The sequence below is a fragment of the Streptomyces sp. NEAU-sy36 genome (assembly GCF_013423905.1).
GTDB lineage: Bacteria > Actinomycetota > Actinomycetes > Streptomycetales > Streptomycetaceae > Streptomyces > Streptomyces misionensis.
The window spans coordinates 6,061,037-6,087,929 of record NZ_CP058977.1 but is presented as its reverse complement, the minus strand read 5'-3'; the positions used below and the strand labels follow the sequence as shown (position 1 = coordinate 6,087,929).

Sequence of the window (26,893 nt, the reverse complement as noted above, 5' to 3'; positions counted from 1 at the left end):
CATGTGCGGCCAATAACTATACCGGTCTAACTGTACCGGTATTAGAATTGCCCCATGGTCAGGTTGCCGCTCACCCCCGCCGAGGTCGAACGCGGACAGCGCCTCGGGGCCCTGCTCCGCCGGGCCCGTGGCCGCCGCTCGATGCTGGACGTGGCGCTCGCCTCGCACATCTCGCCCGAAACCCTGCGCAAGATCGAGTCCGGCCGTGTGGCCACCCCCGCCTTCCCGACCATCGCGGCGATCGCCGACACCCTCGGCCTGTCCCTCGACGCCGTCTGGGCCGAGATCAGCGGGGCGGAGCGAACCGTAGGGGATCAGCCGGTCCCGGCCGTCGCACGACACCCGTCGCTGGCCTCGTGACGCCGCACGCGCCCTGCCGGCCGCCCCCCCCCCGGACGGCAGGCACCGGCCTAGGACGAACTCCGCGCGCCGGACAGCAGCGACTCGGCCAGCCGGTCGGCGAACTCCACCGGGTGTTCCAGCGTGCCCAGGTGTCCGCCGGGAAACTCCGTGAACGCCCCGCCGAGCCGCTCGGCCAGGAACTCGGCCGTGCGGTACAGCACTTGGCCGCGGGAGTCCGCGCCCGCGGCGAGCGTGAGCGAAGCGCCCGCCGGTACCGCGGCGGGCGCGTACCGGGTGAACGGGTGCAGGACCCGGGCGAGGAACACCCCCATCGGCGTCGCCGACCCGCCCTCGGCCGCCGGCCGACCGGAGCCCTCCAGTTGGCCGATGAGCTCGGCGCGCCGCTCGGCACCGTCCGGCAGCACGGTGACACAGGGCGGCTCGTGCGCCACCACGTGCGCCAGCCGCCCCGGATGCCGCGCGAGCAGGTCGAGCACCGCGATTCCGCCCGAGCTGGTGCCGAACACATACGCCGGCTCGCCCTCGGGCAGCACCGCCTCCAGCACCCGGTGCGCCCCCTCGCTCCAGTCCGCCACCCGCTGCTCGGCCACCGGCAGACCGAGCCGGCCGTGCGCGAGCCCGAGCGGGTCGTACGTCACCACGGTGAACCGACTCGCCAGCCGCTCGACCAGCGGCCCGAGCCCCATCGGGTGCCCGGCCCCGCCCGGCAGCACCAGCAGCACGGGCCCGCCGCCCGTCACGTCGTAGTGGTCGCGGCCGTCCTGGCCCGCCGTCTCGGTCATCCCTCGTCCTCTCCCGGTGGCAACACCCGCCCGGTTGCCGGGCGTTGATCGTCATCTCCGGGAGACGGTACGTCCCGCGGCGCGCCGCGGCCTCCGAATTAGGCGCCGGGGATCAGGAGGGCAGCGGGGAGAAGACGAAGGAGAACCCGGCCGGTTCCGGGCGCAGGTGGTAGCGGGGCAGGGGGCCGGGGCCGCAGGACTGGGAGCCGATGCCGTGGTGGGCGTGGTCCAGGTTGACCCAGACGGTGTCACCGGGCACCAGGTCGGTACGGTGGGCGGCGGCGTCCAGCTGCTCGGTGGTCCAGCGGCGGGCGGTGAGGAAGAAGAGGGGGTCGCCCTCGATGCGCAGACCGCCCAGCTCGGCCCAGCGGACGTCGATGCGGGCGCCGTTCTCCTGGGGACGGACGTAGGGCGTCTGCATGCCGTCCACAGTCGACTGCCAACGGCCGACGGCGGCCGCCGTCCTGGTGTCCGGATACGCCTCGCCCGGCCCGCCGCCGAACCACCGCACACGGTCGACCGTGCGCAATCCGAAGCGGATGCCGAGCCGGGGGAGCGGCACCGTCCAGTCGCCCTCTGGTACGACGCCCACGGTCAGCCGCAGCCGGGCTCCGTCGGACGTCCAGCGGTACACCGTCGACAGTCCCAGCTCCCGCCCGGCCGGCGCCACCCTGGTACGGACCGTCAGCGCGCCCTCGCCGATCTCCACCGCGTCCAGCCGGTGCCGCATCCGGTGCAGCCCGACACCGCGCCACAGTGGGCCGCAGCGCGGGTCGCTCTGCCAGGCGGCGCCCTCGTCGTTGTCGGTGGGTGCCCGCCACACGTCCAGCCGCAGACCGTCGACGGCCACATCGCCGACCGCCACCAGGGCGCCGCTCCGCGCGTCGAACGTCCCGGGGCCGAGGGTGAGCACACCGTCCCCGGTGCGCGGCCGAGCGGTCGCCGGGACGTGGGGTGCCGTGCGTTCCGACGCCGGGAACTGGCCCCAGGCGACGACATGGCCCCGGTCCGCCCACGGCGCGTCCGCCGCGAGCGCCGCCCGGACCAGCCAGTGCGCCTCCCCGGCCGGCGCGTCACGCGGCGGCACGGGCAGTTCGACGTCCGCCGACTCGCCGGGCGCGAGCGGGGGCACCGGCAGGGGGCCGGACGCCACCGTCTCCCCGTCGGCCTGGTACGACCACGAGAACGCGAGCGCCGACAGATCGGCCACGTCGTACTTGTTGGTCACCCGGACCGTGCCGTCCCTGCCGTCGCCCGCGATGCCCACCGGCTCGATCACCTTCCGGTACTCGACCAGGCCCGGGGAGGGCCGCCGGTCCGGGAAGAGCAGGCCGTCGCAGACGAAGTTGCCGTCGTGCAGTTCCTCCCCGAAGTCACCGCCGTAGGCGTGGCCCAGCTCCGGGTGCGCGATGCCGTGATCGATCCACTCCCAGACGAACCCGCCCTGCAACCGCTCGTACGACTCGAACAGCCGCTGGTACTCGGCGAGTCCACCGGGCCCGTTGCCCATCGCGTGGGCGTACTCGCACAGCAGGAACGGCAGTCGGCGCCGGCCGAGCGGTCCGCCGTCCAGGCCGCGCCCGATGCGCTCCACCTCGGCGTGGCCGGCGTACATCCGCGCGTACACGTCCGTGTCACGGCAGTCGGGGTCGCCCTCGTAGTGGACCGGGCGGGACGGGTCGCGGCCGTGGATCCACTCGGCCATCGCGGTCAGGCCACGGCCCGTGCCCGCCTCGTTGCCGAGCGACCACAGGACGATCGACGGATGGTTCTTGTCCCGCTCGACCATGCGGGCCGCCCGGTCCAGCAGGGCCGGGGTCCAGCGGTCGTCGTCCACCGGGTTGTCCCGCCAGCCCGCTTCGGTGAAGCCGTGGGTCTCCAGATCACACTCGTCGATCACCCACAGGCCGTACTCGTCGCACAGGTCGAGGAAGGCGGGGTGCGGCGGGTAGTGGGAGGTGCGGACGGCGTTGACGTTGTGCCGCTTCATCAGCAGCACGTCCTCGCGCATGGTCGCGGGGTCCAGCGCGCGGCCCCGCTGCGGGTGCCACTCGTGCCGGTTGACCCCCTTGAAGAGGACGGGCCTGCCGTTGACCCTGAGCAGGCCGTCCGACACCTCCACCGTGCGGAAGCCGATCCGCAGCGGCACCCGCTCGCCTCCGGTGGCCAGCACCCCGTCGTAGAGCCGCGGCACCTCCGCCGACCACGGCTGCACCGGCACCGTCACGGACTCCCCGGTAGGGACGTCGACGCCGAGCCCCGGGACGGTGATCCGGCCGGGCACCTCCGAGTCGACGCGCAGGGTGCCGGTGCCCGCGCGGTGGTCGTAGCCGGCGTGCACGAAGAAATCCCGTACACCGTCGACCGGGCGGTGCGACACGGTGACGTCCCGGAAGATGCCCGGCAGCCACCACTGGTCCTGGTCCTCCAGATAGGAGCCCGCCGACCACTGGTGGACACGCACCGCCAGCACGTTGCCGGCGGTCCTCAGCAGACGGCCGACCGCGAACTCGTGCGGCAGCCGCGACCCCTTGAACGTGCCCAGTTCCGTCCCGTTCAGCCACACCCGGGCGCAGGACTCCACCCCCTCGAACCGCAGCACCGCCTCGCCGTCGCAGCGGTCCGGCCAGTCGGGCGGCAGATCGAAGACCCGCAGATGGTCGCCGGTCGGATTCTCGGTCGGCACCCGCGGCGGATCCACCGGGAACGGGTAGCGGTGGTTCGTGTAGACGGGAGAACCGTGGCCCTGGAGGACCCAGTGGCCCGGCACCGCGATCCGTGCCCACCCGTCCGCGTCGAACCCCTCCCGCGCGAATGAGTCGTCCTCGGCACCGGCCGCCGGCGACAGCCGGAACCGCCATTCCCCATTCAAGGAAAGGGAGTTGGCGTCCGAGGACGCGTACCAGGCGCGGGGCGGCAGCGTCCCGGAGCCGGGGGAGACGTCCTCGACGTAGTCGACGGCGGTGCGGAGGGGGACGGACATCGGTCTCCGATCTGGTGCCGCACGAGGTCGGGTGGGTCAGGCGGGAGGTGTCGTCAGGCGTCGAGCAGGTCGGCGACGAAGGCGTTGGTGAACTTGCCGGTCGGGTCGAGGGTCCGGACGAGGGCCCGGAAGTCGTCGAGTCGTGCGTACCGTCCGCGCAGCACGGCCGACGGTATACCGAATACCTTTCCCCAGTGCGGGCGCGGATCGAACGGCTCCAGCGCCTCCTCCAGCCGGCGCACCACGGGCAGCACGGCCGCCTCGTCCCGCACCCAGGTGAAGTGGAGCGCGACCGAGTCGCGCGCATGGGCCGGGCTGAGCCACTGCGGATCGGCGGCGACCGTACGCACTTCGCAGATCTGCAGGACACCGGCGACGGTGTGCCGTATCCGGTCGACCGCGGACAGCGCGTCGACGGCCGCCGAGCGCGGCAGCAGGTACTCCGACTGGATCTCCTCGCCGCTGCTCGGCGTGAACTCCGCCCGGAAGTGCGGCAGTCGTTCGTGCCACGGCCCCGGCACCCCCAACTGCTCGGTGCAGTTCTCCGCCGGCATCCCCGGCACCGGATGCATGGCCTCGACCGCCGAAGCGGCCTCGGGGAAGGCGCCCGCCGTCCGGTCGGTGCGCGCCTTGAGCCACACCTGCCCGAAGCCGGGCTCCCGCCAGTCGGTGAACAGGCTCACGCTGTACGCGGCCCCCGCCACCGCCTCGAAGTCCAGTCCCTCCAACGGCAGTCCGGTGAACACCCGCTGCTCCACCTCGAAGGCCGGTTCGAGGTCGAGCGTGAGCGCGGTGACGACGCCCAGCGCGCCCAGCGAGGTCACGGCACCGTCGAAGCGGGCGTCGCCCCGGCCGATCGTCACCGTCGTACCGTCCGCGACGACCAGCTCCACCTCGCGCACCGACGACGCCAGCGGAGGGTTGGCCACCCCCGAGCCGTGCGTGCCGGTCGCCACCGAACCGGCCACCGAGATGTGCGGCAGCGAGGCCATGTTGGGCAGGGCCAGACCCCGGGCGTGCACCGCGCGGGCCAGCTCGGCGTAGCGGACCCCGCCCGAGACCCGGACCGTCCGCGCGGCCGAGTCCACGTCGATCACCGGCGGCAACTGGGCGGCCGACAGCAGAACGCCGTCCGGGCCGGGATCGGCGATGCGGTTGAAGGAGTGCCCGCTGCCCAGCACCCGCACCTTCGCGGCGCCGGCCACCAGGGCGCGCAACGCGTCGAGCGTGCGGGGGCGCTGGTACTCCTTCGCGCCGTAGGTGATGGTGTGTGCCCAGTTGGTCACCATTTCGCTCATATCGCCGTTCCTTCCACAGGGGCGCGGGTCCGTTGACCCTCTCGTCCGCCGCGACCTACGGTAGAGATCGCTTGCCGTCCGCGCCTCACCGACCGGAAGGTCCGCCCTTGACCGAGCGCCCGCAGGCTGTGTTCGCCATGGCGGCCGAGAACGTCCCGTACCTCTTCCCGCCCGAGCTCCTCACCCGGCTGCGCGCCTCGGTGGACATCGACCCGGCGCTCGTCGCGCACGACTTCACCGAGCCGCGGCTGCGCGAGGCCCTGGCCCGCGCCGAGATCCTCATCACCGGCTGGGGCTGCCCCCGCCTCGACGCGGCCGCCCTGGACGCCGCGCCGAAGCTGCGCGCGGTGCTGCACGCGGCCGGCTCGGTCAAGGGCTTCACCACCGCCGAGGTGTGGCGGCGCGGCATCGTCGTCTCCTCGGCGGCCGCCGCGAACGCCCTGCCCGTGGCCGAGTACACGCTCGCCATGATCCTGCTCACCGGCAAGGACGTCTTCGCGTTCCGCCGGCTGCTGCGCACCCGGCGCGACTTCCCGTACGGCGACGTCATCCCCGGCATCGGCAACCACGGCCGCCGCGTGGGCGTCGTCGGCGCCTCCCGCGTGGGACGCCGGCTGATCGAACTGCTGCGCCCGTACGACCTCGCCGTCACGCTCACCGACCCGCATGTCGACGCCCCGGAGGCGGCCCGGCTCGGAGTTCCGCTGCTGCCCCTGGACGAGCTGCTGCGCACCTCGGACGTCGTCACGCTGCACGCCCCCGAGACACCCGGGACGCGCCGTCTGATCGGCGCCCGTGAACTCGCCCTGATGCCCACCGGGGCGGTGCTCGTCAACACCGCGCGCGGCGCCCTGGTCGACCACGACGCGCTCGCCGAGGAGCTGGCCACGGGCCGGCTCGCCGCAGTCCTGGACGTCACCGACCCGGAACCGCTGCCCGCCGACTCGCCGCTGTTCGACCTGCCCAACGCGTTCATCACCCCGCACCTGGCGGGCTCCCAGGGGAACGAGGTGTCCCGCCTCGGCCGGACGGTGGTCGAGGAGGCCGGCCGGCTGTCGGCCGGCGAGGGGCTTGTGTACGCGGTCGACCCCACGGCGCTCGACCGGCTGGCCTGACGCCCGTATGCCGCACATCGCCCGATGTGCGCCGTATGTGCCGCTCCCGCTGCACCGCGCACACCCCTCCCGGACGCGTCACCCGGACCCGCCACGGATTCCCCGGACCCGGGGGCATACGGTGTGGGAAGTACGCCTGAGCCGGGAGGAGACATACGGATGGGCAGTCGCACCGCGCTGGTCGAGGATCTGATGGAGCGGTTCCCGCACGTGCCGCGGGAAGCCGTCTTCAAGGAGGACCTGCTCCGGGGCGGCGTCGCCTTCGACGAATCCGCCCTCAGCGACAACGAGGACGGTGACGTCAAGCCGAAGTCGTACTTCATCTTCTCCTTCGACCACGGCACCCTGCCCGAGCTGGGCGAGGCCGCGCTGCGCCGGCCCCCGGAGGAGATCATCCTCACGGGCGGCCCGTACGACCTGCGCCGTACGGTCGTCTCCGTACGGGTGAACCCCGCCTCCCCCTACCGGGTGGCCGCCGACGAGGAGGGGCTGCTCGGCCTCTACCTGGACGGCAAGCGCATCGCCGACGTCGGCGTGCCGCCGATGCCGGAGTACTACCGGCACACCCTCTCCAACGGGAAGTCCGTCATGGAGGTCGCGCCCACCATCCAGTGGGGCTACCTGATCTACCTGACCGTCTTCCGGGTCTGCCAGTACTTCGGCGCCAAGGAGGAGTGCCAGTACTGCGACATCAACCACAACTGGCGCCAGCACAAGGCGGCGGGGCGGCCGTACACGGGCGTGAAGGACGTCGAGGAGGTCCTTGAGGCCCTGGAGATCATCGACCGCTACGACACCCAGAAGGCGTCCACCGCGTACACCCTCACCGGCGGTGCGATCACCAAGACGGTCGCCGGGCGCGACGAGGCCGACTTCTACGGCCACTACGCCAAGGCCATCGAGGAGCGCTTCCCCGGCCGCTGGATCGGCAAGGTGGTGGCGCAGGCGCTGCCCAAGGCGGACGTGCAGCGGTTCAAGGACTACGGCGTGCAGATCTACCACCCCAACTTCGAGGTGTGGGACCGCCGGCTGTTCGAGCTGTACTGCCCCGGCAAGGAGCGCTACGTCGGCCGCGACGAGTGGCACAAGCGGATCCTGGACTCCGCCGAGGTGTTCGGGCCGCGCAATGTGATCCCCAACTTCGTGGCGGGCGTGGAGATGGCCGAACCGTTCGGCTTCACCACCGTGGACGAGGCCATCGCCTCCACCACCGAGGGGCTGCGCTTCTTCATGTCGCACGGGATCACGCCCCGCTTCACCACCTGGTGCCCGGAGCCCACCACCCCGCTCGGCAAGGCCAACCCGCAGGGCGCGCCGCTGGAGTACCACATCCGGCTGCTCCAGGCCTACCGTCAGACCATGGACGACTTCGGCCTGTCCTCCCCGCCCGGCTACGGCCCGCCCGGACCCGGCCGCGCGGTCTTCTCGGTCAGCTCCTTTATGGACAGCCTGCCCGCGCAGGAGCCGGCCGAGGCCTGAACAGGCCGGGGCCAGGGCCGCCACTGTGCGTGACCGGAAGCGTACGGGCCGCTTGTCAGCGACGCCCGGTGCGTGAAAGGCTCGGGGGAGTGCCGCGAGGTTTCTGCCAACTCCGTCGTTCCTGTGGTGAGTTGACCTCGCCCGTGGATGCAGGAGTTCCATGCCCGACCTGCCGACCCCCCAGGGAGCCGAGGCCGCGCTGTTCTCGGAGGCCTGGGACGCGGTGTTCTCGTACGCCGACCTGTGCACCTCCGGGTCGGCCACGGCCCACCGGCTGGCCACCGAGGCGTTCACGCGCGGCATGCGCGAGGTCCGTGCCGCCGCGCGCACCCATGTGCGCGGCGCGGGCCGCCGTACCCCGCGGCTGCCGACGATCCCGGCCCTGCTCACCGCGGTGCGCGCCACCGCGGCCCGCTGGCAGGCCGAGGGGCAGGGGCACCGGCTCGACCCCGGCCTGAGCGAGTGGCTGGACTCCGCCGAGGCGGCCCGCCATCTGGGCCCGCCCCGCGAGCGCCCCGCGGCGCTGCGCGCCCTGCGCGACCTGGCGGAGGCCGACGCGGCGCTGCTGTGGCTGGCGGAGGTGGAGGCGCTGCCGCCGTCCGCGGCCGCCCGCCGGCTCGGCCTGGAGCCGGCCACCGTTTCGGGTGAACTGGAACGCGTGCGCACGCTCTTCCGGGACCGCTGCCGCCACGTCCACGGCGAGGGCGGGGAGGACGGCACGTGCTGGGTCTGCGCCCGCGCGCCGGGCGCCGCCGCCCGCGCCGGTTCTCCCGGGCACCCGCCCGCCTGCCCCCACTGCGCCGGCCCCGCCGCCCGGCACCAGGGCGCCGCCCTCGCCCCCGTCCTCGCCGGCGCGGTGATCGGCTGGGGCTCCCTCGCCTACCTGGAACGGCGCCGGCGGGCCAGCGAGGTGCGGCAGGGCACCGGGCGGCCCGCCGAGGCCGCGGACGGCGACCAGAGCGACAAGCGCGCGGGGCTCGGCCGGCTGCTGCGGGGCGGCGGCCTGTTCGCCACCGCGGTGCTGCTGTCGGCGCTGGCGCTGGCCGCCTCGCTGATGCCGTACGGCGGTTCCGGCGCGGACTCCTTCGCCGCGCGCGACGACACCGCCGCCACCCGCGACGACGGCACGGCGCCCGACGACACCGGGGCGCCGGGCGAGAAGTCGTCCCGCGACCACGGCCGGGTCCAGGCCACCCCCGGCGGCCGCCCGGCCGCCGCCGGCCCCTCGCCCGCCCCGGCCGCGACCCTGACCCGCACGCCCGCCACCCCCGGCACCCGCGACTCCAGCCGTACGACACCCCGCCCCGCCCCCGACACCGCGCCCCCCGGCGCCCCCTCCCCGGCCCGCCGCCCCGGCGGCACCGGGGCGGCCGCCGTGGCCCCCGCCCCCACGACCACCCCGCCGGCCTCCTGCCATGTCGCCTACGCCCTGGCCGGCCAGTGGCCCGGCGGATTCCAGGCCACGGTCACCGTCACCGCCGAGCGGGCCCTCGCCGGATGGCGGGTCGACTGGTCCTTCCCCGACGGCCAGCAGGTCACCGGGATGTGGGACGCCACCGCCCGGCAGACCGGCGCCCGCGTCACCGCCACCGCCGCCGACTACGACCGGGCCGTCCCCGCCCGCACCGCCGTGTCCTTCGGCTTCACCGGCACCTGGGCCGCCGCCAACCGCGCCCCCGGCGGGTTCACCCTCAACGGCGCGCCCTGCGCCGCCGGCTGACGCGCGGTCGCACCGGACGGCACCGGACGGCGCCGCGCGGAAAACGCGTTGACGCGGCCCCCGCACCCGGGTTACTGTCCTCCCACACGCCGAGGTGGCGTGCGCGACCACGAGCGAGGACGAGGAGGTGTCGACGATGGCTGTCACCGTGCCGGGCGCTGCCCACACCCAGGAACACCTCATCTCCACCTCCGTGGCCACCGGCTGATCCGAGCGGGTCGACGGCGTCGACCGCCGCTGCCCGGGGCCGCCCTTCGAAGGGTTTCCCTTGTCTTCCACCTCTGCTGTGCACTCCGCCCTGTCTCCCTACGGCTGGGACGACGACTGGGCCGACGCGTTCGCCCCCCACGCGGCCGAAGGGCTGCTGCCCGGCCGGGTCGTACGGGTCGACCGCGGGCAGTGCGACGTCGTCACCGCCGACGGCGTCGTCCGCGCCGACACCGCCTTCGTCACCCCGCACGACCCCCTGCGGGTCGTGTGCACCGGCGACTGGGTCGCCGTCGAAGCGGGCGGCAACCCCCGGTACGTCCGGACGTACCTGCCGCGCCGCACCGCCTTCGTGCGGTCCACCTCCTCCAAGCGGTCCGAGGGGCAGATCCTCGCGGCCAACGTCGACCACGCCGTGGTCGCGGTGTCCCTCGCCGTCGAACTCGACCTCGGCCGGGTCGAACGGTTCCTCGCCCTCGCCTGGGAGTCCGGCGCCCAGCCCGTGGTCGTCCTCAGCAAGAGCGACCTGGTGGCCGATCCGGTCTCCCTCGCGCACCTGGTGCAGGACGTCGAGCACAGCGCGCCCGGCGTGCCGGTGCTCGGCGTCAGCGCCCACACCGGCGACGGACTCGACGTCCTGCGCGCGCTGACCGGCTCCGGGACGAGCGTGCTGCTCGGCCAGTCCGGCGCGGGCAAGTCCACCCTGGCCAACGCGCTCGCCGGCGAGGACGTGATGGACGTCCGGGCCGCGCGGGACGTCGACGGCAAGGGACGGCACACCACGACCACCCGCAACCTGCTCGCGCTCCCCGGCGGGGGCGTCCTCATCGACACGCCCGGGCTGCGCGGCGTCGGCCTGTACGACGCCGAGAGCGGGGTCGGTCAGGTGTTCGCCGAGATCGAGGAGCTGGCCGGGCGGTGCCGCTTCCACGACTGCGCCCACGAGAGCGAGCCGGGCTGCGCCGTGCTCGCCGCCGTGGACAGCGGTGAACTCGCCGTGCGCAGGCTGGACAGCTACCGCAAACTCATCCGTGAGAACCAGTGGATCGTCGCCAAGACCGACGCCCGCGTCCGTGCCGAGCTGAGGCGGGAGTGGAAGCGCAGGGGAGCGGAGGGCAAGGCCGCGATGGAGGCGAAACGGGGCCGCTGGAGCTGACCCATATCACCCACCCCGGCAGGTCGAACCATGTCCCCTTCATTGGTGAATGTTAGAAATGCATCATGAAGAGGCGTTTCGGCCTGTTTCAGGGGTGGGACGCTTCCGTCCCGGCCGGAGCGTCCCTGGCCGGCGCCGACCCCGGCCGGTCCCGGTGGCTGCCGCCCGGTCTCCGCACGGTCGCCGGACAGATGTTCCTCCTCCAGCTGGTCATCCTGCTGCTGTTCGGCGCCGTGGCCGGCACCACCCTGGTGCTCCAGGCCCGGCAGGCCGGACTGAACGAGGCACGGCACCGCACGCTCGCCACCGCCGTCAGCTTCGCCAACTCCCCGGGCACCCTCGACGCGATGCGCTCCCCGGACCCCTCGGCGGTGCTGCAACCGCGCGCCGAGGCGATCCGCAAGGCCGCCGACGTCGACTACGTGGTCGCGTTCAACCCGGCCGGCATCCGCTGGACGCACCCCGTCCCGCAGCTGATCGGCAAGCACGTCATCGGTTCCTACGAGGAGCCGCTGCGCGGACACGCGCGGACCGTCACCTCCGACACCCCCGTGGGCGTGGCCGTGGACTCCACCGCCCCCGTCGTCGACGCCCACCACAAGGTCGTCGGACTCGTCTCCGTCGGCATCACCACGCGCAGCATCGAGGCGCAGGTCACCCGGCAGCTGCCCCTGCTGCTCGCGGCCGGCTGCGGTGCGCTGCTGCTGGCGACGGCCGGGGTGGTCCTCGTGAACCGCCGGCTGCGGCGGCAGACCCGCGGCCTGGAACCGGCCGAACTGCGGCGGATGTACGACCACCACGACGCCGTTCTGCACGCCGCCCGTGAGGGCGTGCTCATCGTCGCGGCCGACGGCACGCTGCTGCTCGCCAACGACGAGGCGCTGCGCCTGCTGAACCTGCCCGCGGACGCCGAGGGCAGGCAGCTGGCCGGCCTCGGGCTCGCGCCGTCCCTCGCCGAGCTGCTGACCGCGGGGCGTCCGGTCACCGACGAGGTGTGCGAGGCCGGCGACCGGCTGCTCGCGGTGAGCGTCCGGCCCACCACGTCGCACGACTGCGCGCCCTCCAGCGTCGTCACCCTGCTCGACACCACCGAGCTGCGGGCCGTCGCCGGCCGCGCGGCCGTGGCCCAGCGGCGGCTGCGGCTGCTGTACGACGCCATGAGCAGGATCGGCACCACCCTCGACGTGCGGCGCACGGCCGAGGAGCTGACCCGGTTCACCGTCCCCCGGTTCGCCGACTACGCCTGCGTGGACCTGCTCGACTCGATCCTGCGCGGCGGCGAGCCCGAGGGCACCACGATGCGCCGCACGGCCCTCACCGCCATCGACTCCGACCATCCGCTGTACCCGGTCGGCTCGCTCACCGACTTCGCCTCCCAGACCCCGCAGGCGATCGGCATGGGCACCGGCGCGCCGGTCCTGGAGCCGGACCTGAGCCGCGGCACCGGATGGCAGCGGTACGACCCCGCCAACGCCTCCCGGATCCTCGCCCACGGCATCCACTCGATGCTCGTGGTGCCGGTGCGGGCGCGCGGCGTCCTGATGGGCGTGGCCAGTTTCTGGCGTTCCGCGGACGCCGAGCCGTTCGAGCAGGAGGACATGGCGGTCGCCGAGGAGCTGGTCGCCCGGGCCGCGGTCGCCATCGACAACGCCCGCCGCTACACCCGGGAGCACACCACCGCCGTCACCCTCCAGCGCAGCCTGCTGCCGCGCGGCGTCCCCGACCAGTCGGCGCTCGAGGTGGCCTACCGGTACCTGCCGGCGCAGGCCGGGGTGGGCGGCGACTGGTTCGACGTCATCCAGCTGCCGGGCGCGCGGGTGGCGCTGGTCGTCGGCGACGTCGTCGGGCACGGGCTGCACGCGGCGGCCACCATGGGCCGGCTGCGCACCGCCGTGCACAACTTCTCCGCCCTCGACCTCAGCCCCGACGAACTCCTCGTCCACCTGGACGAACTGGTCAGCCGCATCGACAGCGACGAACGGGAGGACTGCAGCGCGGGGGACGGGCGGGACGCGGTCGCGGACGTCACCGGCGCCACCTGCCTGTACGCGCTGTACGACCCGGTCGCCGGGCGGGCCACCATCGCCCGGGCCGGTCATCCCGGGCCCGCCCTGCTGCTGCCCGACGGCACCGCCACCTTTCCCGACGTACCGGTCTCCCCGCCGCTGGGCCTCGGCGACGGCATGCCGGTGGAGACGCTGGAACTGGAGCTGCCGGAGGGGTCCCAGCTGGTGCTGTACACCGACGGGCTGCTGGAGGACCGCCGCCGGGACCTCGACACCGGCCTCGAACTGCTGCGGGGCACGCTGGCCGCTTCGGCGGGCCGCGCTCCGGAGGCCGTCTGCGCGGCCGTCCTCGAAACGGTGCTGCCCGCCCGGACCATCGACGACGTCGCCCTGCTGGTGGCCCGCACCCGGCTGCTGGGCCCCGAGCACGTCGCCGAGTGGGACGTGCCCCGCGATCCGGCGGCCGTCGCCCCCGTCCGCGCCGAGTGCGCCGCCACCCTGGACGCCTGGGGCCTCGGGGACGTCGGATACACCGCCGAGCTGATCCTCAGCGAGCTGATCACCAACGCGGTCCGCTACGGCGCCCCGCCCATCCGGGTCCGGCTGCTGCACGACCGCGGGCTGATCTGCGAGGTCGCCGACGGCAGCAGCACCGCGCCGCACCCGCGACGGGCGGCCGCCACCGACGAGGGCGGGCGCGGGCTGTTCCTCGTCGCCCAGCTCGCCACCCGCTGGGGCACCCGCTACACGGCGCGCGGCAAGGTGATCTGGGCCGAGCTGGCCCCGCAGGAGGAGGGCCCCGCCCCGGCCGCCGGCGCCGACGCGGAGACGGCCGACGACATCCTGGACCAGTGGGAGAGCATCTGACCCCTGGCCGGACCCCGTAGCTGGGTGTCCGTTTTCCGCCAGCCGGTTCGTCCGGGCGGGGCCCACACTGGAACCTGTGATGGACGAGGACAGCAGGTACGAGGCGGTGCGCAGCCGGGACGGCCGGTTCGACGGGGCGTTCTTCTTCGCCGTCGAGACGACCGGGATCTACTGCCGGCCCAGCTGCCCCGCGGTGACGCCCAAGCGGCGCAACGTGCGGTTCTTCCCGACGGCCGCCGCCGCCCAGCGCGCCGGGTTCCGGGCCTGCCGACGCTGCCGGCCGGACGCGGTGCCGGGCTCGGCGGAGTGGAACGTGCGCGCGGACGTCGTCGGCCGGGCCATGCGGCTGATCGCCGACGGAGTGGTGGACCGCGAGGGCGTCGCCGGGCTCGCGGCCCGCCTCGGCTACAGCGCCCGGCAGGTGCAGCGGCAGCTCACCACCGAGCTGGGCGCCGGGCCGGTGGCGCTGGCCCGCGCGCAGCGGGCGCACACCGCGCGGGTGCTGCTCCAGACCACGGAACTCCCGGTCACCGAGATCGCTTTCGCGGCCGGGTTCGCGAGCGTGCGCCAGTTCAACGACACCGTCCGCGAGGTGTACGCGGCGACGCCGACCGAGGTGCGGGCCGCCGCCCCGCGCGGCCAGGGGGCCCGCCGGGCCGCCGCGGGCAACGGCATCCCGCTGCGCCTCGCCCACCGGGGCCCGTACCAGGCCGCCGCCGTCTTCGACCAGCTCGCCCGGGAGGCGGTGGCGGGCATCGAGGAGGTCACGGGCCGCCCCGGCGCCCGCACCTACCGGCGCACCCTGCGGCTGCCCTACGGCACCGGGATCGCCGCCGTCGCCGAACGCACCCGGGCACCGCGCCCGGGCACCGGCACGCGTCCCGGCGGCTGGCTGGACGCCCGTCTGCACCTCACCGACCCGCGGGACCTGACCACCGCCGTGCAGCGGCTGCGGCGGCTGTTCGACCTGGACGCCGACCCCTACGCGGTGGACGGACGGCTCGCCGCCGACCCCCGCCTCGCCCCCCTGGTCGCCGCCCGCCCCGGCCTGCGCGCACCCGGCGCCGTGGACCCCCTGGAACCCGCCGTACGCGCCCTGGCCGGCCCCACGGGCGCCGCGCGGCTGGTCCAGCGCCACGGCAAGACCCTCGACGCCCCGAGCGGCACGCTCACCCACCTCTTCCCGGAACCTGATGCGCTCGCCGAGGCGGACTGCCGCGCCGGCGCCCCGCTGACCGCGCTCGCCGCCGCCCTCGCCGACGGCGCCCTCCGGCTGGACCCGGGCGCCGACCGGGAGGACGCCCGGCGGGCGCTGCTCGCCCTGCCCGGGATGGACCCGGACACGGCAGCCGTCCTGTGCGCCCGCGCCCTCGGCGACCCCGACGTGGCCCCGCCCGGCATCCAGGTGCCCGACACCTGGCGTCCCTGGCGCACCTACGCCGTCCAACACCTTTACGCAGCAGGAGAGTTGACACGATGACCACCGCCGGATGCTTCACCCGTCTCGACTCGCCCCTCGGCCGGCTGCTGCTCACCGCCGACCCGGACGGGGCGCTCACCTCCCTGCGCTGCGCGGGGGAGGTTCCGGACGGACTGCGGGAGGACCCGGGGCCGTTCTGCGCCGTGCGCGAACAGCTCGACGCCTACTTCGCCGGTGAACTCCGGGAATTCCGGCTGCCCTTGCGGGCGGAGGGCACCGAGTTCCGGCGGCGGGTGTGGGACGCGATGGACGAGGTGCCGTACGGCACCACCGTCACCTATGGCCGGCTCGCCGCCCGGATCGGCGCGCCCCGGGCGGCCGTTCGCGCCGTCGGCGGAGCGCTCGGCGCCAACCCCCTGCTGATCCTGCGCCCCTGCCACCGGGTGATCGGCGCCGACGGCTCCCTGACCGGCTACGCGGGCGGCCTCGACCGCAAGGTGCGACTGCTGACCCTGGAGGGGGCCCTGGCGGCGCCGCGAGGCAACTGACGGGCCGGCGGACCGGCGCCCGCCGGAGGTTACTCGCGCGGGCACCGGCCATCCGCGGCACGGCCAGCTCGCGGGCCCGTTCGGAGGTCGCCATCGCCATCGTGCCGGCCACGGAGACACACGTGTACAGGAGGGCGATCCCGAGGACCGGGAAGAGGCCGGCTCACTCCGGCCGGAAGAGCCGGTCCAGGTGGTAGGCCAGCACCTCGGCGGCGGACTCGGCGGAGCGCTGGCCGACCAGGACGCCGGTGCCCAGTCCGGCGGACATGGCCAGCAGGCCGGCCGCCGCCGCGCCCGGGTCGGTGCCGGGCCGCAACCGCCCGGCACCGGCCGCCTGTCGGAGCAGCGCGGCCACGGTCGCCTCGGCCGCGTCGGGGTCCTTGATGAACGGCTGGGCGGCCAGTGCCTCGTCGGTCACCGACAGCACGGCGTACGAGGTGTAGAGGTGGTGGAACGTACGGCTCTCCGCGTCGACCGGCAGCGCGGCCGTCAGCAGCGCCTCGATCACCGCGCGCGGCCCCGGCTCCGGGCCGGCCGCGGCGACCCGGGCGGCCACCCGCTGCCCGAACCGCTCCGCCAGGTGGCGCAGTCCGAAGAGCAGCAGCTTCTCCTTGGACTCGAAGTAGTACTGCACCAGCCGGAGTGAGACGCCCGCCTCCGCGGCCACGTCGCGCATCCCCACGGCGTGCAGCCCGAGCCGGGCCGCCGCCCGCACCAGGGCCTCCGCGATCTCGGTCCGCCGCTCGGCGTGGTCCACGCGCCTGGGCATCCGCCGTCCTCTCCGCTGTCCCGCGGACGGGTGCCGTCCGGCCCGCCGTTCGCTGATCCGGGCTTCATGGTACAGCTGTACCAGCGACGTGGTACGTTCGTATCACGAAAAACCGACTGCCCCGGAGGTGGCCGTGTCCCGGCCCGCAGCAGCCCGTCCCCAGGCCGACGTCGGCCGCTTCCTCAGCGACGCCCTGCGCGACCGCTACTTCGCCGCCTGCGACGCGGTGTTCGCGCTGGGCGCGCCCGCGTCCGGGGAACGGGACGTGGAGACGTCCTTCGGCACCACCCACGTCTACCGTTACGACCCCGAGCCCGGACCGGCGCGGGAGGGCGGTGACCCGGCGGGGGAGGCCCGCGACCGTACGCCCGTCGTCCTGGTGCACGGCGCCGGCAGCTGCTCGGCGATGTGGTATCCGAACACCGGCGCCCTCAGCGCCGAGCGGACCGTGTACGCCCTCGACACCCCGGGCGACCCCGGCCGCAGCGTGCAACGCGCCCCCATCCACGAGCCGGAGCACGCCGCCCGGTGGCTGGACGAGACCCTCGCCGGGCTCGGCCTCGACAAGGTGCACCTGGTCGGCACCTCCTACGGCGGCTGGCTCGCCCTGAACCAGGCCCACCGCAGGCCCGAACGGCTCGCCTCGGTCACCCTGCTCGACCCCGGCGGCCTGGAGAAGGTCGGGCTGCGCTTCTTCGTCTGGATCTTCGCCAGCCTGCTGGCCACCTTCGCCCCCAGGGCGCTGCGGCCCCGCCTCGCGTCCTGGCTGGAGCAACCCGTGCTGGTGGTCCCCGAGTTGCGCGCGATGACCCACACCGGGGTGCGCGCCTACCGCATCCGCCGGCCGGTGCCCCGGCCGCTGACCGACGCCGAACTCGCCACCATACGCACGCCGTTGTACCTGCTGCTCGGCAAGCGCAGCCTCCTGGTGCACCCCCGCCGGCAGGTCGAGCGGGTGCCCCGGCTCGTGCCCGGCGCCCGCGCCGAGATCGTCGCGGACACCGGGCACGGACCGCAGATCGACCACGCGGACCTGGCGAACCGGCTGATGCTCGACTTCATGGCCGCCACCGAGGACGGCGTGGTCTCGGGGCGCTCTCCCCGGGTCTCCGGCTGAGCGCCCGGCCCACCGGGCCGTTGGGCCGACCGGGTGGAAACGGGACGGAGTTGCGGCGCGGCGGCGCCGGTCTGTGGCACGGTCGCCTCCGGCGGAACACGGGGAAGGGCGGGCGTGCACATGGGCAAGGTCGGACGGGTCCTCGCGGTCCTGCTGCTGGCGCTGGGGCTGCCGGGCGCGCGGGCCACCGCAGGTGCCGTCCCCGCGGGCGGCGCCGTACTCAACGCGTCCCGCTGGACCGGGAGTTGGGAGACCGCGCCGTCGGGCACCGCCGCCGCGCTGCCCGGCGCGGCCGTCCGCAACGTCGTCCACCTCAGCGTCGGCGGCACCGCCGTGCGGGTGCGGCTCAGCAACCGGTTCGGCAGCGCGCCCCTGCGGCTCGGCGCGGTGACCGTCGCGCTGCGCCGGGCCGCCGGGCCGGACGCCGCGCCCGGTACCCTGCGCGCCGCCACGTTCCGGGGCGCCGCCACCGCCACCGTCCCGCCCGGCCGGGAGACCGTCAGCGACCCGGTGCGGCTGACCGTGCCGGCCGCCGCCGACCTCCTCGTCACCGTGTACACCCCCGAGGACGACGGACGCGCCACCTACCACGCCACCGCCCTCCAGACCAGCTACGTGGCCGCCGACGGCGCCGGCCACGCCGCCGACGCGGACGGCTCCGCGTACCGGGCCACCCTCACATGCTGGTACTACGTCACCGGGGTCGACGTCCTGGGCCGCGCCACCGGCAGCGTCGTGGCCTTCGGCGACTCGCTCACCGACGGCACCGGGTCCACCCCCGACGCCAACCGCCGCTGGCCCGACCGGCTCGCCGCGCGCCTTTCCGGCACGGGCGTCCTCAACGCCGGCATCGGCGGCAACCGGCTGCTGCGCGACGGCGCCGGGCCGAGCGCCCTCAGCCGCCTCGACGCCGACGCCCTGGACCGGGCCGGCGCGCGGATCCTCGTCGTCTTCGAGGGCATCAACGACATCAAGGGCCTTCCCCCGGCCAACGACCCCGCCGCCTACGCCGACGCCTACCGCACCATCGTCGACCGCGCCCACGCGCACGGCATCCGGGTCGTCGGCGTCACCCTCACCCCGTTCAACGGGTACGCCGCCTACACGGTCGCCCGCGAGGAGGTACGGCAGCGGGTCAACGCCTTCATCCGCACCGGCGGCGCCTTCGACGCGGTCGCCGACGCCGACGCCGCCGTACGCGACCGAGCCGACCCCACCCGCATCCGCCCCGCCTACGACCCGGGCGACCACCTGCACTTCACCGACGCGGGCATGGCCGCGGTGGCCGAGACGGTCCGCCGCGCGCTCCGCCTGCCCGTGCCGACCGGCCACGGGTGAGCGGCGGTTCGGCGCCACCGCCCCCGGCACGGGCAGCCGTAGCCGACCGGACGGCGGCGCATCAGCCCGGCTCGCGCGCGACCCAGCCCCGCTCGTGGGCGTGCCAGCCCAGTTGCAGCCGGGTGGTCACCCCGGCCAGCTCCATCAGCCGCTTCACCCGGCGCTGCACCGTCCGCAGCCCCAGGTCCAGTTGCTTGGCCACGCTCGCGTCGGTCAGCCCGGCCAGCAGCAGCGACAGCACCTCCAGATCGGTGCCGTCCGGCCCGTCCGGCACCTCCTCGGCCGCCCCCTGCCTGTTCAGCCGCAGCGGCAGCGCCTCGCGCCACACCGACTCGAACAGCCCCGCCAGCAGCTCCAGCAGCCCGCTGGCGTGCACCACCAGCGCGGCCGGCTCCGCGCTCCGCGAGGTCAGCGGCACCATCGCCAGCGAGCGGTCGGCGACGACCAGCTTCGTCGGCACCCGGTCCACCACCCGGACCCGCTCGCCCCGGCCGAGCGCGGCGGCCAGCCCGCCGAGCCCCTGCGGCGCATCCAGCACCGCCCGCTCCACCACCACCCGGTAGCGCACCCCGCGCCCGGCCGCCTGTTCCTCCGCCTCGTTCTCCGCCGCGGAGACCACCACGGGGTTCCCGGTCACCAGCGCGCACACCTCCTCGGCGGCGCCCAGCTGGAGCTGGAGAAAACGCTGGGCGACCGCCGAGGCGCCGGTCACCACCTCCACCAGGTCGTGCACCGCGGGCTCGTCCGCCGCCGCCCGGTACTCCCGCGCGAGCAGCGCCGCCGCCAGCTCCGCCTGCTCCAGCTCGTGCCGCTGCCGGGTCAGCAGCGCGCCCAGGGCCACCGCGGGCGGCGCCGCCACCCAGCGGCCGGGGCGCGCCGAGGAACGGGCCGCGAGCCCCTGCCGCTCCAGCCGGCGCAGCGCGTGCTCGGTGTCCTGCTCCGCCAGCGTCAACCGCCGCGCCAGATCGGCCACCTCGGCCGCGCCCACCGCCACCAGCGCCCGGTACGCCGCCTCGTGTCTCTCGTCCAGCCCTATCGCCGCCAGCATCGCCCCGCGTTCCTCCCCTGAGTCCGAGCAGTCTGAGAACAAGCCGTCCCGCGGTCCCGCGGCTGGCGGAAACCGGCCACGACGCAAACCCGCCGCCGCCCATCATCGCGGTACCGCGGGTGCCTCTGCCAAGGTGGGCCTCACCGCGGCATTCGTGCCCGGAGACCTGCCGGGCCGGGGCGCCCGTGCGTCCGGTCGCGCCGCCGCGGCCGAGGCGACCACGCCGCGATCCGGCCGTCGGACCGGTGGCCGACAAGGCCAGGTACCGAAGGACCGTGACCCGGGCCCGTGCGTGTCCGAGCGTCCGAGGACGTGCCGAGGACGTGGAGGGGACACGGGGCCGGGTCACTTCGCACGTCGCCGGGCGGTCCCCCCGTGGGGGGTGGGGCCGCCCGGCGGCCTTCCACCACGCGGCGTCCGGGCCCGTCGTCGTACGGCCGTACGACCCGTCCCCCGACACGCCGCCCCGGGCGCCTGCCGGGCGACGGTTTTTCCCGATGCCCCGTTTTCCCACCGCCCCCGTGGTGACAATCAGGGCATGAGCCAGCAGGGGGGGAAGACCCGCCGTCCGTCCCGAGGACGACTGGTGGGGGGACCTGTACGACGACGCCACCGGGGACACGGGCCCCACGGCCGCGCCCGACTCCCTGGACGACCGCTTCACCTCGGTCAAGCGGACGGTCACGGGGACCCGGGCCGCGCCGGACCCGCCCGCCCCCGAGCCCGCCTCCCCCCTCGACTACGTGGGCTCCGGGCCGCCCACCTACGACCCCGAGCCCACCGCACTGCCGGCCGCCGAACCGGAGGCGCTGGAGGAGTCGGTGCCGGACACGGTGCTGGACGGGGCCCGGTACGGCACGTGGACGCTGCGCTCCGTCTCGCTGCGCGGGGACTCGGCGCGCTACCGGGGCGAGCCGCGCCGGGACGCGCTGCTGACCGCCCGGTTCGGCACGGGCGGGCAGGCGCTGCTGCTCGTCGCGATGGCCACCGGCGCCCGGACCACGCCACAGGCGCACCTGGCGGCGGCCGAGGCGTGCCGCTGGATCGGCCGGGCGGTGGGCCGCAGCCACCGGCGCCTCGCCGAGGACCTGCGGGCGGCCCGGCGCGCCGATCTGCGGGCCGGCCTGCAGCGGCTGACCGACCGGGGCCTCGGCCGGCTCCGGACGAGCGCCGTCGAACGGGGCCACGACCCGCGGGAGTACACGGCGGCCCTGCGCTGCCTGCTGCTGCCGGCCGACCCGGACTGCCGTACCCGGCTGTTCTTCGGCACCGGCGACGGCGGCCTGTTCCTGCTGCGGGACGGCGCCTTCCGGGACATCGAGCCGCGGGCCACGCCCGCCGCACGCGCGGAGCCGTCCGACGACGACCGGGTCACCCTCGGCCTCGGCGTCCCTGCGGCCGGGCCCGCGCCGGACCCGGCGCCGTTCCGCTTCCATGCCTCGCTAGCCCGCCCGGGTGATGTCCTGGTGATGTGTACGACGGGCCTGGCCGAGCCGTTGCGCGAGGAGCCCGCGCTCGGTGCTCACCTGGCCCGACGCTGGTCCGGCCGCCGCGCGCCCGGTCTCGCGGCGTTCCTCGCGGACACCCGGGTGCGGGTCAAGGGCTACGCCGACGACCGTACGGCGGCGGCCGTGTGGGAGGCGTGACGGCTGCTCGTGTGCCTCCATGGAACCGGGACCACGGACACCCGGGACCTCGGAAGGGGCAGACGAGAGAACATGGCCAAGCAGAACGTAGCCGAGCAGTTCGTCGACATCCTCGTCCGCGCCGGCGTGCGCCGCCTCTACGGCGTGGTCGGCGACAGCCTCAACCCGATCGTGGACGCGGTGCGCCGCCACTCCACCATCGACTGGGTCCACGTCCGCCACGAGGAGACCGCCGCCTTCGCGGCCGGGGCCGAGGCCCAGATCACCGGGAAGCTGGCCGCCTGCGCGGGCTCCTGCGGCCCCGGCAACCTGCACCTCGTCAACGGCCTGTACGACGCCCACCGTTCGATGGCCCCCGTGCTGGCCCTCGCCTCCCACATCCCCTCCAGCGAGATCGGCCTCGGGTACTTCCAGGAGACCCACCCCGACCGGCTCTTCCAGGAGTGCAGCCACTACAGCGAGCTGATCTCCAGCCCCAGGCAGATGCCCCGGCTGCTGCAGACCGCGATCCAGCACGCGGTCGGGCAGAGCGGGGTCAGCGTGGTCGCCCTGCCCGGCGACATCGCCGCCGAGCCCGCGCCGGAGCGGTCCGCGCAGAGCGCGCTGGTCACCTCGCGGCCCACCGTCCGTCCCGGCGACGCCGAGATCGACGCCCTGGTGGACATGATCGACAAGGCCGGCAAGGTCACCCTCTTCTGCGGCAGCGGCACGGCGGGGGCGCACGCCGAGGTCATGGAGTTCGCCGGGAAGCTCAAGGCGCCGGTGGGCCACGCCCTGCGCGGCAAGGAGTTCATCCAGTACGACAACCCGTACGACGTCGGCATGAGCGGGCTGCTCGGCTACGGAGCCGCCTACGAGGCCACCCACGAGTGCGATCTGCTGATCCTGCTCGGCACCGACTTCCCGTACAACGCCTTCCTGCCCGACGACGTCCAGATCGCCCAGATCGACGTGCGGCCCGAGGTGCTCGGCCGGCGGTCCCGGCTCGACCTCGCCGTGTGGGGCGATGTGCGCGAGACCCTGCGCTGTCTGACCCCCCGGGTCCAGGAGAAGACCAGTCGGCGCTTCCTCGACCGGATGCTGAAGAAGCACGCCGACGCGCTGGAGGGCGTGGTCAAGGCGTACACCAGGAAGGTCGACAAGCACGTCCCGATCCACCCCGAGTACGTGGCCGCGGTGCTCGACGAAGTCGCCGCGGACGACGCGGTGTTCACCGTGGACACCGGGATGTGCAACGTGTGGGCGGCCCGCTACATCTCGCCCAACGGCCGCCGCAGGATCATCGGGTCCTTCTCGCACGGCTCGATGGCGAACGCGCTGCCCATGGCGATCGGGGCGCAGTTCACCGACCGGCGCCGGCAGGTGGTGTCCATGTCCGGGGACGGCGGCTTCGCCATGCTGATGGGCGACTTCCTGACCCTCGTGCAGCACGACCTTCCGGTCAAGGTCGTCCTCTTCAACAACTCCTCGCTCGGCATGGTGGAGTTGGAGATGATGGTCTCCGGCCTGCCCTCGTACGGCACGGCCAACGCCAACCCCGACTTCGCCGCGGTGGCCCGGGCGTGCGGGGCGTACGGGGTGCGGGTGGAGAAGCCGAAGCAGCTGGCCGACGCGCTCAAGGACGCGTTCCGGCACAAGGGGCCGGCGCTGGTGGACATCGTCACCGACCCCAACGCGCTGTCCATCCCGCCGAAGATCAGCGCCGAGATGGTCACCGGGTTCGCGCTGTCTGCGTCCAAGATCGTGCTGGACGGCGGCGTCGGCCGCATGGTGCAGATGGCCCGCTCCAACCTCCGCAACGTGCCGCGCCCCTGACACCACCCGGACCGGGGAGCGGATTTCGGCCAGTTTCACGGCCCGTGACGACATGCCGACCGCCCGTGCCGGACGCGGCTGCCCCGCCGTCACGGGGCGTCAGCGGCGCCAGGCGGCCCCCGCACGGGTGCTCCTTCGGCCACCGCGCGCACCCCGCGCCCGGCCCGCGGGCCCCTGTCGGTGGCCGAACCGCGGGTCATCGCCCCGCCCCCAGGACTGCCGTGGTGAGGGCTGGGCAAGCATCCCCCGTGAACGTGTTCGACCAGAAGGGGCAGGGTTCGAGCGGCGTGCGGGCGGGGGCCATGAACAGGCAGGCACGAGGAGGTCCCGCGACCACGGGCACCTCTTCACCGGAGCCGGAGGACGGAACGGGGGAAACCGTGGGGGAAGCGGCGGGACGCCTTGGGGACGCCGTGGGGGAGCCGGCCGGGCGGATGCCGGAGGCGGTGGAGGGGCAGGCTGGGCGAGGGGCACAGCCGGCGGGGGAGCAGGCGGGGCGGTTGCCGGCGGCCGTGGACGGGACGGCGGGACGCGGGGCGCGGTCCTTACGGGAGACGCCGGGACGATCGCCGCGGCCGGCGCGGCAGCCGGTGGGGCTGCTGCCGGAGGCCGAGGCCGAGGCCGAGGGCGGGCGCCTGGCGCGTTTCGCGGCAGCCGCGGAGGGCGGCTCGGGGCAGCTCGCGGAGGCATGGGGAGACGGGCGCGGGCGGCCGGCCGACACGGGCGGCGCCCGGGACGGTCTTGCCATCGGGACCGGGAGCGCCGTCGGCGGTGCGCGGCCGGAGACCGGCGGTGGCGCGGATGCCGTGAGGGGACACGGGGGGAGTCCCCCGGACGACGCGCGTGAGAGGGCCGGCCGGGTCACGGGCGCCCTGGCCCAGGGACCGGGGCCGGGCGGGGGCCCGGTGGCCGAGGGGTACGGCCGGGGCGCGGAACCGCTCGTCGAGGAGGCCGGTCCGGGCGGGGGCGCGGACGTCCCGGGAGGCATGGCCGGGGTGCCGGCCGCTGCCGTGAGCGACACGGCGGTCCCCGTCACCGACCCCGCGGGCCGCCGCCCCCGTGCCGCGCGGCAGCGGCGGGGCCCCGTGGTGGACACCGCGCGGAAGAACGGCGGTGCGACCGCGGACACCATGCGAGAGAGGGCCGCCGCGGCCGCGGACGCCCGGGACGGCGGGCACGGTGGCGGCGCGGGGTCCGGACGGGAGCCCGGTCACAGGGCCGGCGCGGGGTCCGGACGGGAGGACGGCCGTCGCGCCGGTGAGGGCGCAGCGCGGGGGAGGGCGGGCGCCCGGCACGGCCTTCGTGCCGAAGCCGGGACGCAGTACCCGCAGCGGTTGTGGCGCAGACTCGGGCGGGCGGACCTGCGGGCCGTGCCGGAGGCGCGGCGGGAGCTGCGGGAGCTGTTGCGGGACTGGGGCAAGCCGGGACAGTCGGAGATCGCCGAGCTGCTCACCAGCGAACTGGTCACCAACGCGCTCGTCCACACCGACGACGACGCCGTGCTCACCGCCGTCGTGGCGCCCGGCGGACTCCGTGTGGAGGTACGGGACTTCGTGCCCCGAAGACCCCAGGTGCGCAGCCCCCAGCCGGACGACGACACCCACGGCCGGGGCATGGTCCTGGTGGAGTCCCTCGCCGACGCCTGGGGCGTCCGGCCGCACGGGGTCGGCAAGTCGGTGTGGTTCGAACTGGGCGCCGAAGCGGCCTGAGGCACGCGGACATGGGTCGGGGGCGTGACCGGCGGTCACGCCCCCGACCCATGAGGAGCCGTGGCTCCCGGCCGCACTAGCCGAACTGCTGCTCCAGGTCCTTGAGCTTGCGCTCCAGGGAGTCCAGTCGTGGCAGGGCCATTGTGTCGTCCTCCGCGGTGAGGTCGACGGTCACCGGCTCAGACCCCTTGCGAACCGGCTGAAGAGAGGGACGGGACGGTACCGGAAGCTGGTCCGTACCCGATATGGCAGGCTCCGCGGGAGCGGGCGCGGGCCCGCGCTCCACCGCCTGCACCTCCACCTGCCGGCCGCCGGGACGGCCCACCAGCCGCCCGTGGCCCCGGCTGATCGCCTTGAGCTGGGCGCGCTCCATCCGCTCCTGCTCGCGCCGCCGCTGCCGCGCCTGCTCCTTCTGCCGCTTGTCCTCGCGGACCTCCTCGACGGCCTCGTCGAGGCTGCGCACGCCCTCCAGCAGCATCAGCGACCAGGCACGGTAGGTCTCGCGGGGCGCCCGCAGCCAGCGCACGATGCGGATCTGCGGCAGCGGACGCGGCACCAGACCCTGCTCACGCAGCGCCGCACGGCGGGTCTGCTTCAGCGCGCGGTCGAACAGGACGGCCGCGGACAGGGACATACCGGAGAAGAACTGAGGGGCGCCCGCGTGCCCGGCGCCGCGCGGCGCGTGCACCCAGTTGAACCAGGCCGCGGCCGCCGCGAACAGCCACACGAGGATGCGCGAGCCGAGCGCCGCGTCACCGTGGCTGGCCTCGCGCACGGCGAGCACGGAGCAGAACATGGCCGCGCCGTCCAGGCCGAACGGCACCAGGTACTGCCAGCCGTCGCTCAGCCCGAGGTTCTGCTCGCCGAAGCCGACCAGGCCGTGGAAGGACAGGGCGGCCGCCACCGCCGCACAGCAGAACAGCAGCACGTAGGAGGCGGTGCCGTAGATGGCCTCCTTGCGCCTGCGGCGCTCCTCGCTGCGCTCCCAGGAGTCGTCCGCGTTCGCGTTCTCCCCGGAGGAGCGCTTGCCGCGCACGAGCACCGCCACCGCCGCCAGCATGCCCAGGAGCAGTACGGCGCCGGGAAGCAGCCAGTTCAGCGATATGTCGGTCAGTCTCATAGGGGTCCCTTGCATTGGGATAGGGCGTAACGCCCGCCATAGTGGCCCACTCCCGGCGGCCCTCAGGGGGTTTCGCGGCAAGAGGCCGCCAAGAAGGTGCGAGGGGATGCCCAGGGACGGCGTTCTGCTCGAACTACCGCGTGAGGGGCGGGAGTTGAGTTCGAATAAGACTACCCGTACGGATGGTTCCTCGGAAAGTTCCTGCGAGAGGTGAGGAAGTTGTGAATCACCTGTCCGTACGGCGCGGTCCGATTCGCGTCGATCTTAATGGACGGCCGGGGCTCTTCTGTCGTTGAGGGCCCGTCAGGCGGCCTCCCGGGCCCGGTTGTTGGTGCTTCCGGTGGTGCGGCGGTCGGGTGGTGGGGAAGATGTGGTGCTTCGGTGCGG

The 26,893-nt window shown here is 74.8% G+C and carries 19 protein-coding genes; 13 read left to right on the top strand and 6 right to left on the bottom strand.

The genetic code is table 11. The annotated features are described in order from the left end of the window. The first annotated feature begins 54 nt into the window (after positions 1–54). Positions 55–360, top strand: coding sequence for a helix-turn-helix transcriptional regulator (locus HZZ00_RS26620; RefSeq protein ID WP_180328824.1), 306 nt, complete (start codon positions 55–57; stop codon positions 358–360). A gap of 50 nt (positions 361–410) precedes the next feature. On the opposite strand, the gene HZZ00_RS26615 is transcribed toward HZZ00_RS26620, so the two are convergent. The 3 genes from HZZ00_RS26615 to HZZ00_RS26605 form a co-directional block, all read right to left on the bottom strand. Beyond that, positions 411–1,145 (bottom strand): alpha/beta fold hydrolase, encoded by a 735-nt coding sequence (locus tag HZZ00_RS26615; protein ID WP_180328823.1) that lies wholly within the window; start codon positions 1,143–1,145, stop codon positions 411–413. A 112-nt stretch (positions 1,146–1,257) separates the two neighbouring features. Further along, complete coding sequence (locus tag HZZ00_RS26610; RefSeq protein ID WP_180328822.1) at positions 1,258–4,128, bottom strand: glycoside hydrolase family 2 TIM barrel-domain containing protein; 2,871 nt, start codon at positions 4,126–4,128, stop codon at positions 1,258–1,260. Between the two features lie 53 nt (positions 4,129–4,181). After that, positions 4,182–5,426 carry an FAD-binding protein gene (locus HZZ00_RS26605; protein WP_180328821.1) on the bottom strand — a complete coding sequence of 415 codons (1,245 nt, stop codon included), beginning with the start codon at positions 5,424–5,426 and terminating at the stop codon, positions 4,182–4,184. Positions 5,427–5,533: 107 nt separating this feature from the next. On the opposite strand from HZZ00_RS26605, the gene HZZ00_RS26600 reads away from it, so the two are divergent. The 7 genes from HZZ00_RS26600 (at position 5,534) to HZZ00_RS26570 (ending at position 15,944) form a co-directional block, all read left to right on the top strand. Next, positions 5,534–6,541: a hydroxyacid dehydrogenase gene (locus tag HZZ00_RS26600; RefSeq protein ID WP_180328820.1), complete on the top strand. Its 1,008-nt coding sequence runs from the start codon at positions 5,534–5,536 to the stop codon at positions 6,539–6,541. A gap of 159 nt (positions 6,542–6,700) precedes the next feature. Beyond that, positions 6,701–8,020, top strand: a complete 1,320-nt coding sequence (locus tag HZZ00_RS26595) for a radical SAM protein (RefSeq protein WP_180328819.1) — start codon at positions 6,701–6,703, stop codon at positions 8,018–8,020. 160 nt (positions 8,021–8,180) lie between these two features. After that, positions 8,181–9,740 (top strand): cellulose-binding domain-containing protein, encoded by a 1,560-nt coding sequence (locus HZZ00_RS26590; protein WP_180328818.1) that lies wholly within the window; start codon positions 8,181–8,183, stop codon positions 9,738–9,740. Positions 9,741–10,008: 268 nt separating this feature from the next. Continuing rightward, the gene (rsgA, locus tag HZZ00_RS26585; RefSeq protein WP_180328817.1) at positions 10,009–11,103 is read left to right on the top strand and encodes a ribosome small subunit-dependent GTPase A; all 1,095 of its coding nucleotides are present in this window, start codon (positions 10,009–10,011) and stop codon (positions 11,101–11,103) included. A gap of 191 nt (positions 11,104–11,294) precedes the next feature. Continuing rightward, positions 11,295–13,976: a SpoIIE family protein phosphatase/ATP-binding protein gene (locus HZZ00_RS26580; RefSeq protein WP_257586009.1), complete on the top strand. Its 2,682-nt coding sequence runs from the start codon at positions 11,295–11,297 to the stop codon at positions 13,974–13,976. A gap of 79 nt (positions 13,977–14,055) precedes the next feature. After that, positions 14,056–15,456 carry a DNA-3-methyladenine glycosylase 2 family protein gene (locus tag HZZ00_RS26575; RefSeq protein WP_180328815.1) on the top strand — a complete coding sequence of 467 codons (1,401 nt, stop codon included), beginning with the start codon at positions 14,056–14,058 and terminating at the stop codon, positions 15,454–15,456. Then, the gene (locus HZZ00_RS26570; RefSeq protein ID WP_180328814.1) at positions 15,453–15,944 is read left to right on the top strand and encodes a methylated-DNA--[protein]-cysteine S-methyltransferase; all 492 of its coding nucleotides are present in this window, start codon (positions 15,453–15,455) and stop codon (positions 15,942–15,944) included. Before HZZ00_RS26575 ends, HZZ00_RS26570 begins: the two co-directional genes overlap by 4 nt. A 163-nt stretch (positions 15,945–16,107) precedes the next feature. Here HZZ00_RS26570 and HZZ00_RS26565 read toward each other — a convergent pair whose 3' ends face one another. After that, positions 16,108–16,713, bottom strand: coding sequence for a TetR/AcrR family transcriptional regulator (locus HZZ00_RS26565; protein ID WP_180328813.1), 606 nt, complete (start codon positions 16,711–16,713; stop codon positions 16,108–16,110). A 133-nt stretch (positions 16,714–16,846) separates the two neighbouring features. On the opposite strand from HZZ00_RS26565, the gene HZZ00_RS26560 reads away from it, so the two are divergent. Both HZZ00_RS26560 and HZZ00_RS26555 read left to right on the top strand, forming a co-directional pair. Next, the gene (locus tag HZZ00_RS26560; RefSeq protein ID WP_374028486.1) at positions 16,847–17,830 is read left to right on the top strand and encodes an alpha/beta fold hydrolase; all 984 of its coding nucleotides are present in this window, start codon (positions 16,847–16,849) and stop codon (positions 17,828–17,830) included. A gap of 120 nt (positions 17,831–17,950) precedes the next feature. Further along, positions 17,951–19,168: an SGNH/GDSL hydrolase family protein gene (locus HZZ00_RS26555; protein ID WP_180333721.1), complete on the top strand. Its 1,218-nt coding sequence runs from the start codon at positions 17,951–17,953 to the stop codon at positions 19,166–19,168. A 61-nt stretch (positions 19,169–19,229) separates the two neighbouring features. Here HZZ00_RS26555 and HZZ00_RS26550 read toward each other — a convergent pair whose 3' ends face one another. Continuing rightward, positions 19,230–20,216, bottom strand: coding sequence for a LuxR family transcriptional regulator (locus HZZ00_RS26550; RefSeq protein ID WP_180328811.1), 987 nt, complete (start codon positions 20,214–20,216; stop codon positions 19,230–19,232). A 743-nt stretch (positions 20,217–20,959) separates the two neighbouring features. Here HZZ00_RS26550 and HZZ00_RS26545 point away from each other — a divergent pair. The 3 genes from HZZ00_RS26545 (at position 20,960) to HZZ00_RS26535 (ending at position 25,386) form a co-directional block, all read left to right on the top strand. Further along, positions 20,960–21,862, top strand: a complete 903-nt coding sequence (locus HZZ00_RS26545) for a protein phosphatase 2C domain-containing protein (protein WP_374028485.1) — start codon at positions 20,960–20,962, stop codon at positions 21,860–21,862. Between the two features lie 72 nt (positions 21,863–21,934). Next, positions 21,935–23,677 carry a pyruvate dehydrogenase gene (locus tag HZZ00_RS26540; RefSeq protein ID WP_074994016.1) on the top strand — a complete coding sequence of 581 codons (1,743 nt, stop codon included), beginning with the start codon at positions 21,935–21,937 and terminating at the stop codon, positions 23,675–23,677. Positions 23,678–25,011: 1,334 nt separating this feature from the next. After that, entirely contained in the window at positions 25,012–25,386 is a 375-nt protein-coding gene (locus tag HZZ00_RS26535; RefSeq protein WP_180333719.1) for an ATP-binding protein, read from the top strand. A gap of 76 nt (positions 25,387–25,462) precedes the next feature. Here the strand turns inward: HZZ00_RS26535 and HZZ00_RS26530 are convergent, their stop codons facing one another. Continuing rightward, positions 25,463–26,506, bottom strand: a complete 1,044-nt coding sequence (locus HZZ00_RS26530) for a DUF2637 domain-containing protein (protein WP_070025587.1) — start codon at positions 26,504–26,506, stop codon at positions 25,463–25,465. Positions 26,507–26,893 lie beyond the last annotated feature (387 nt).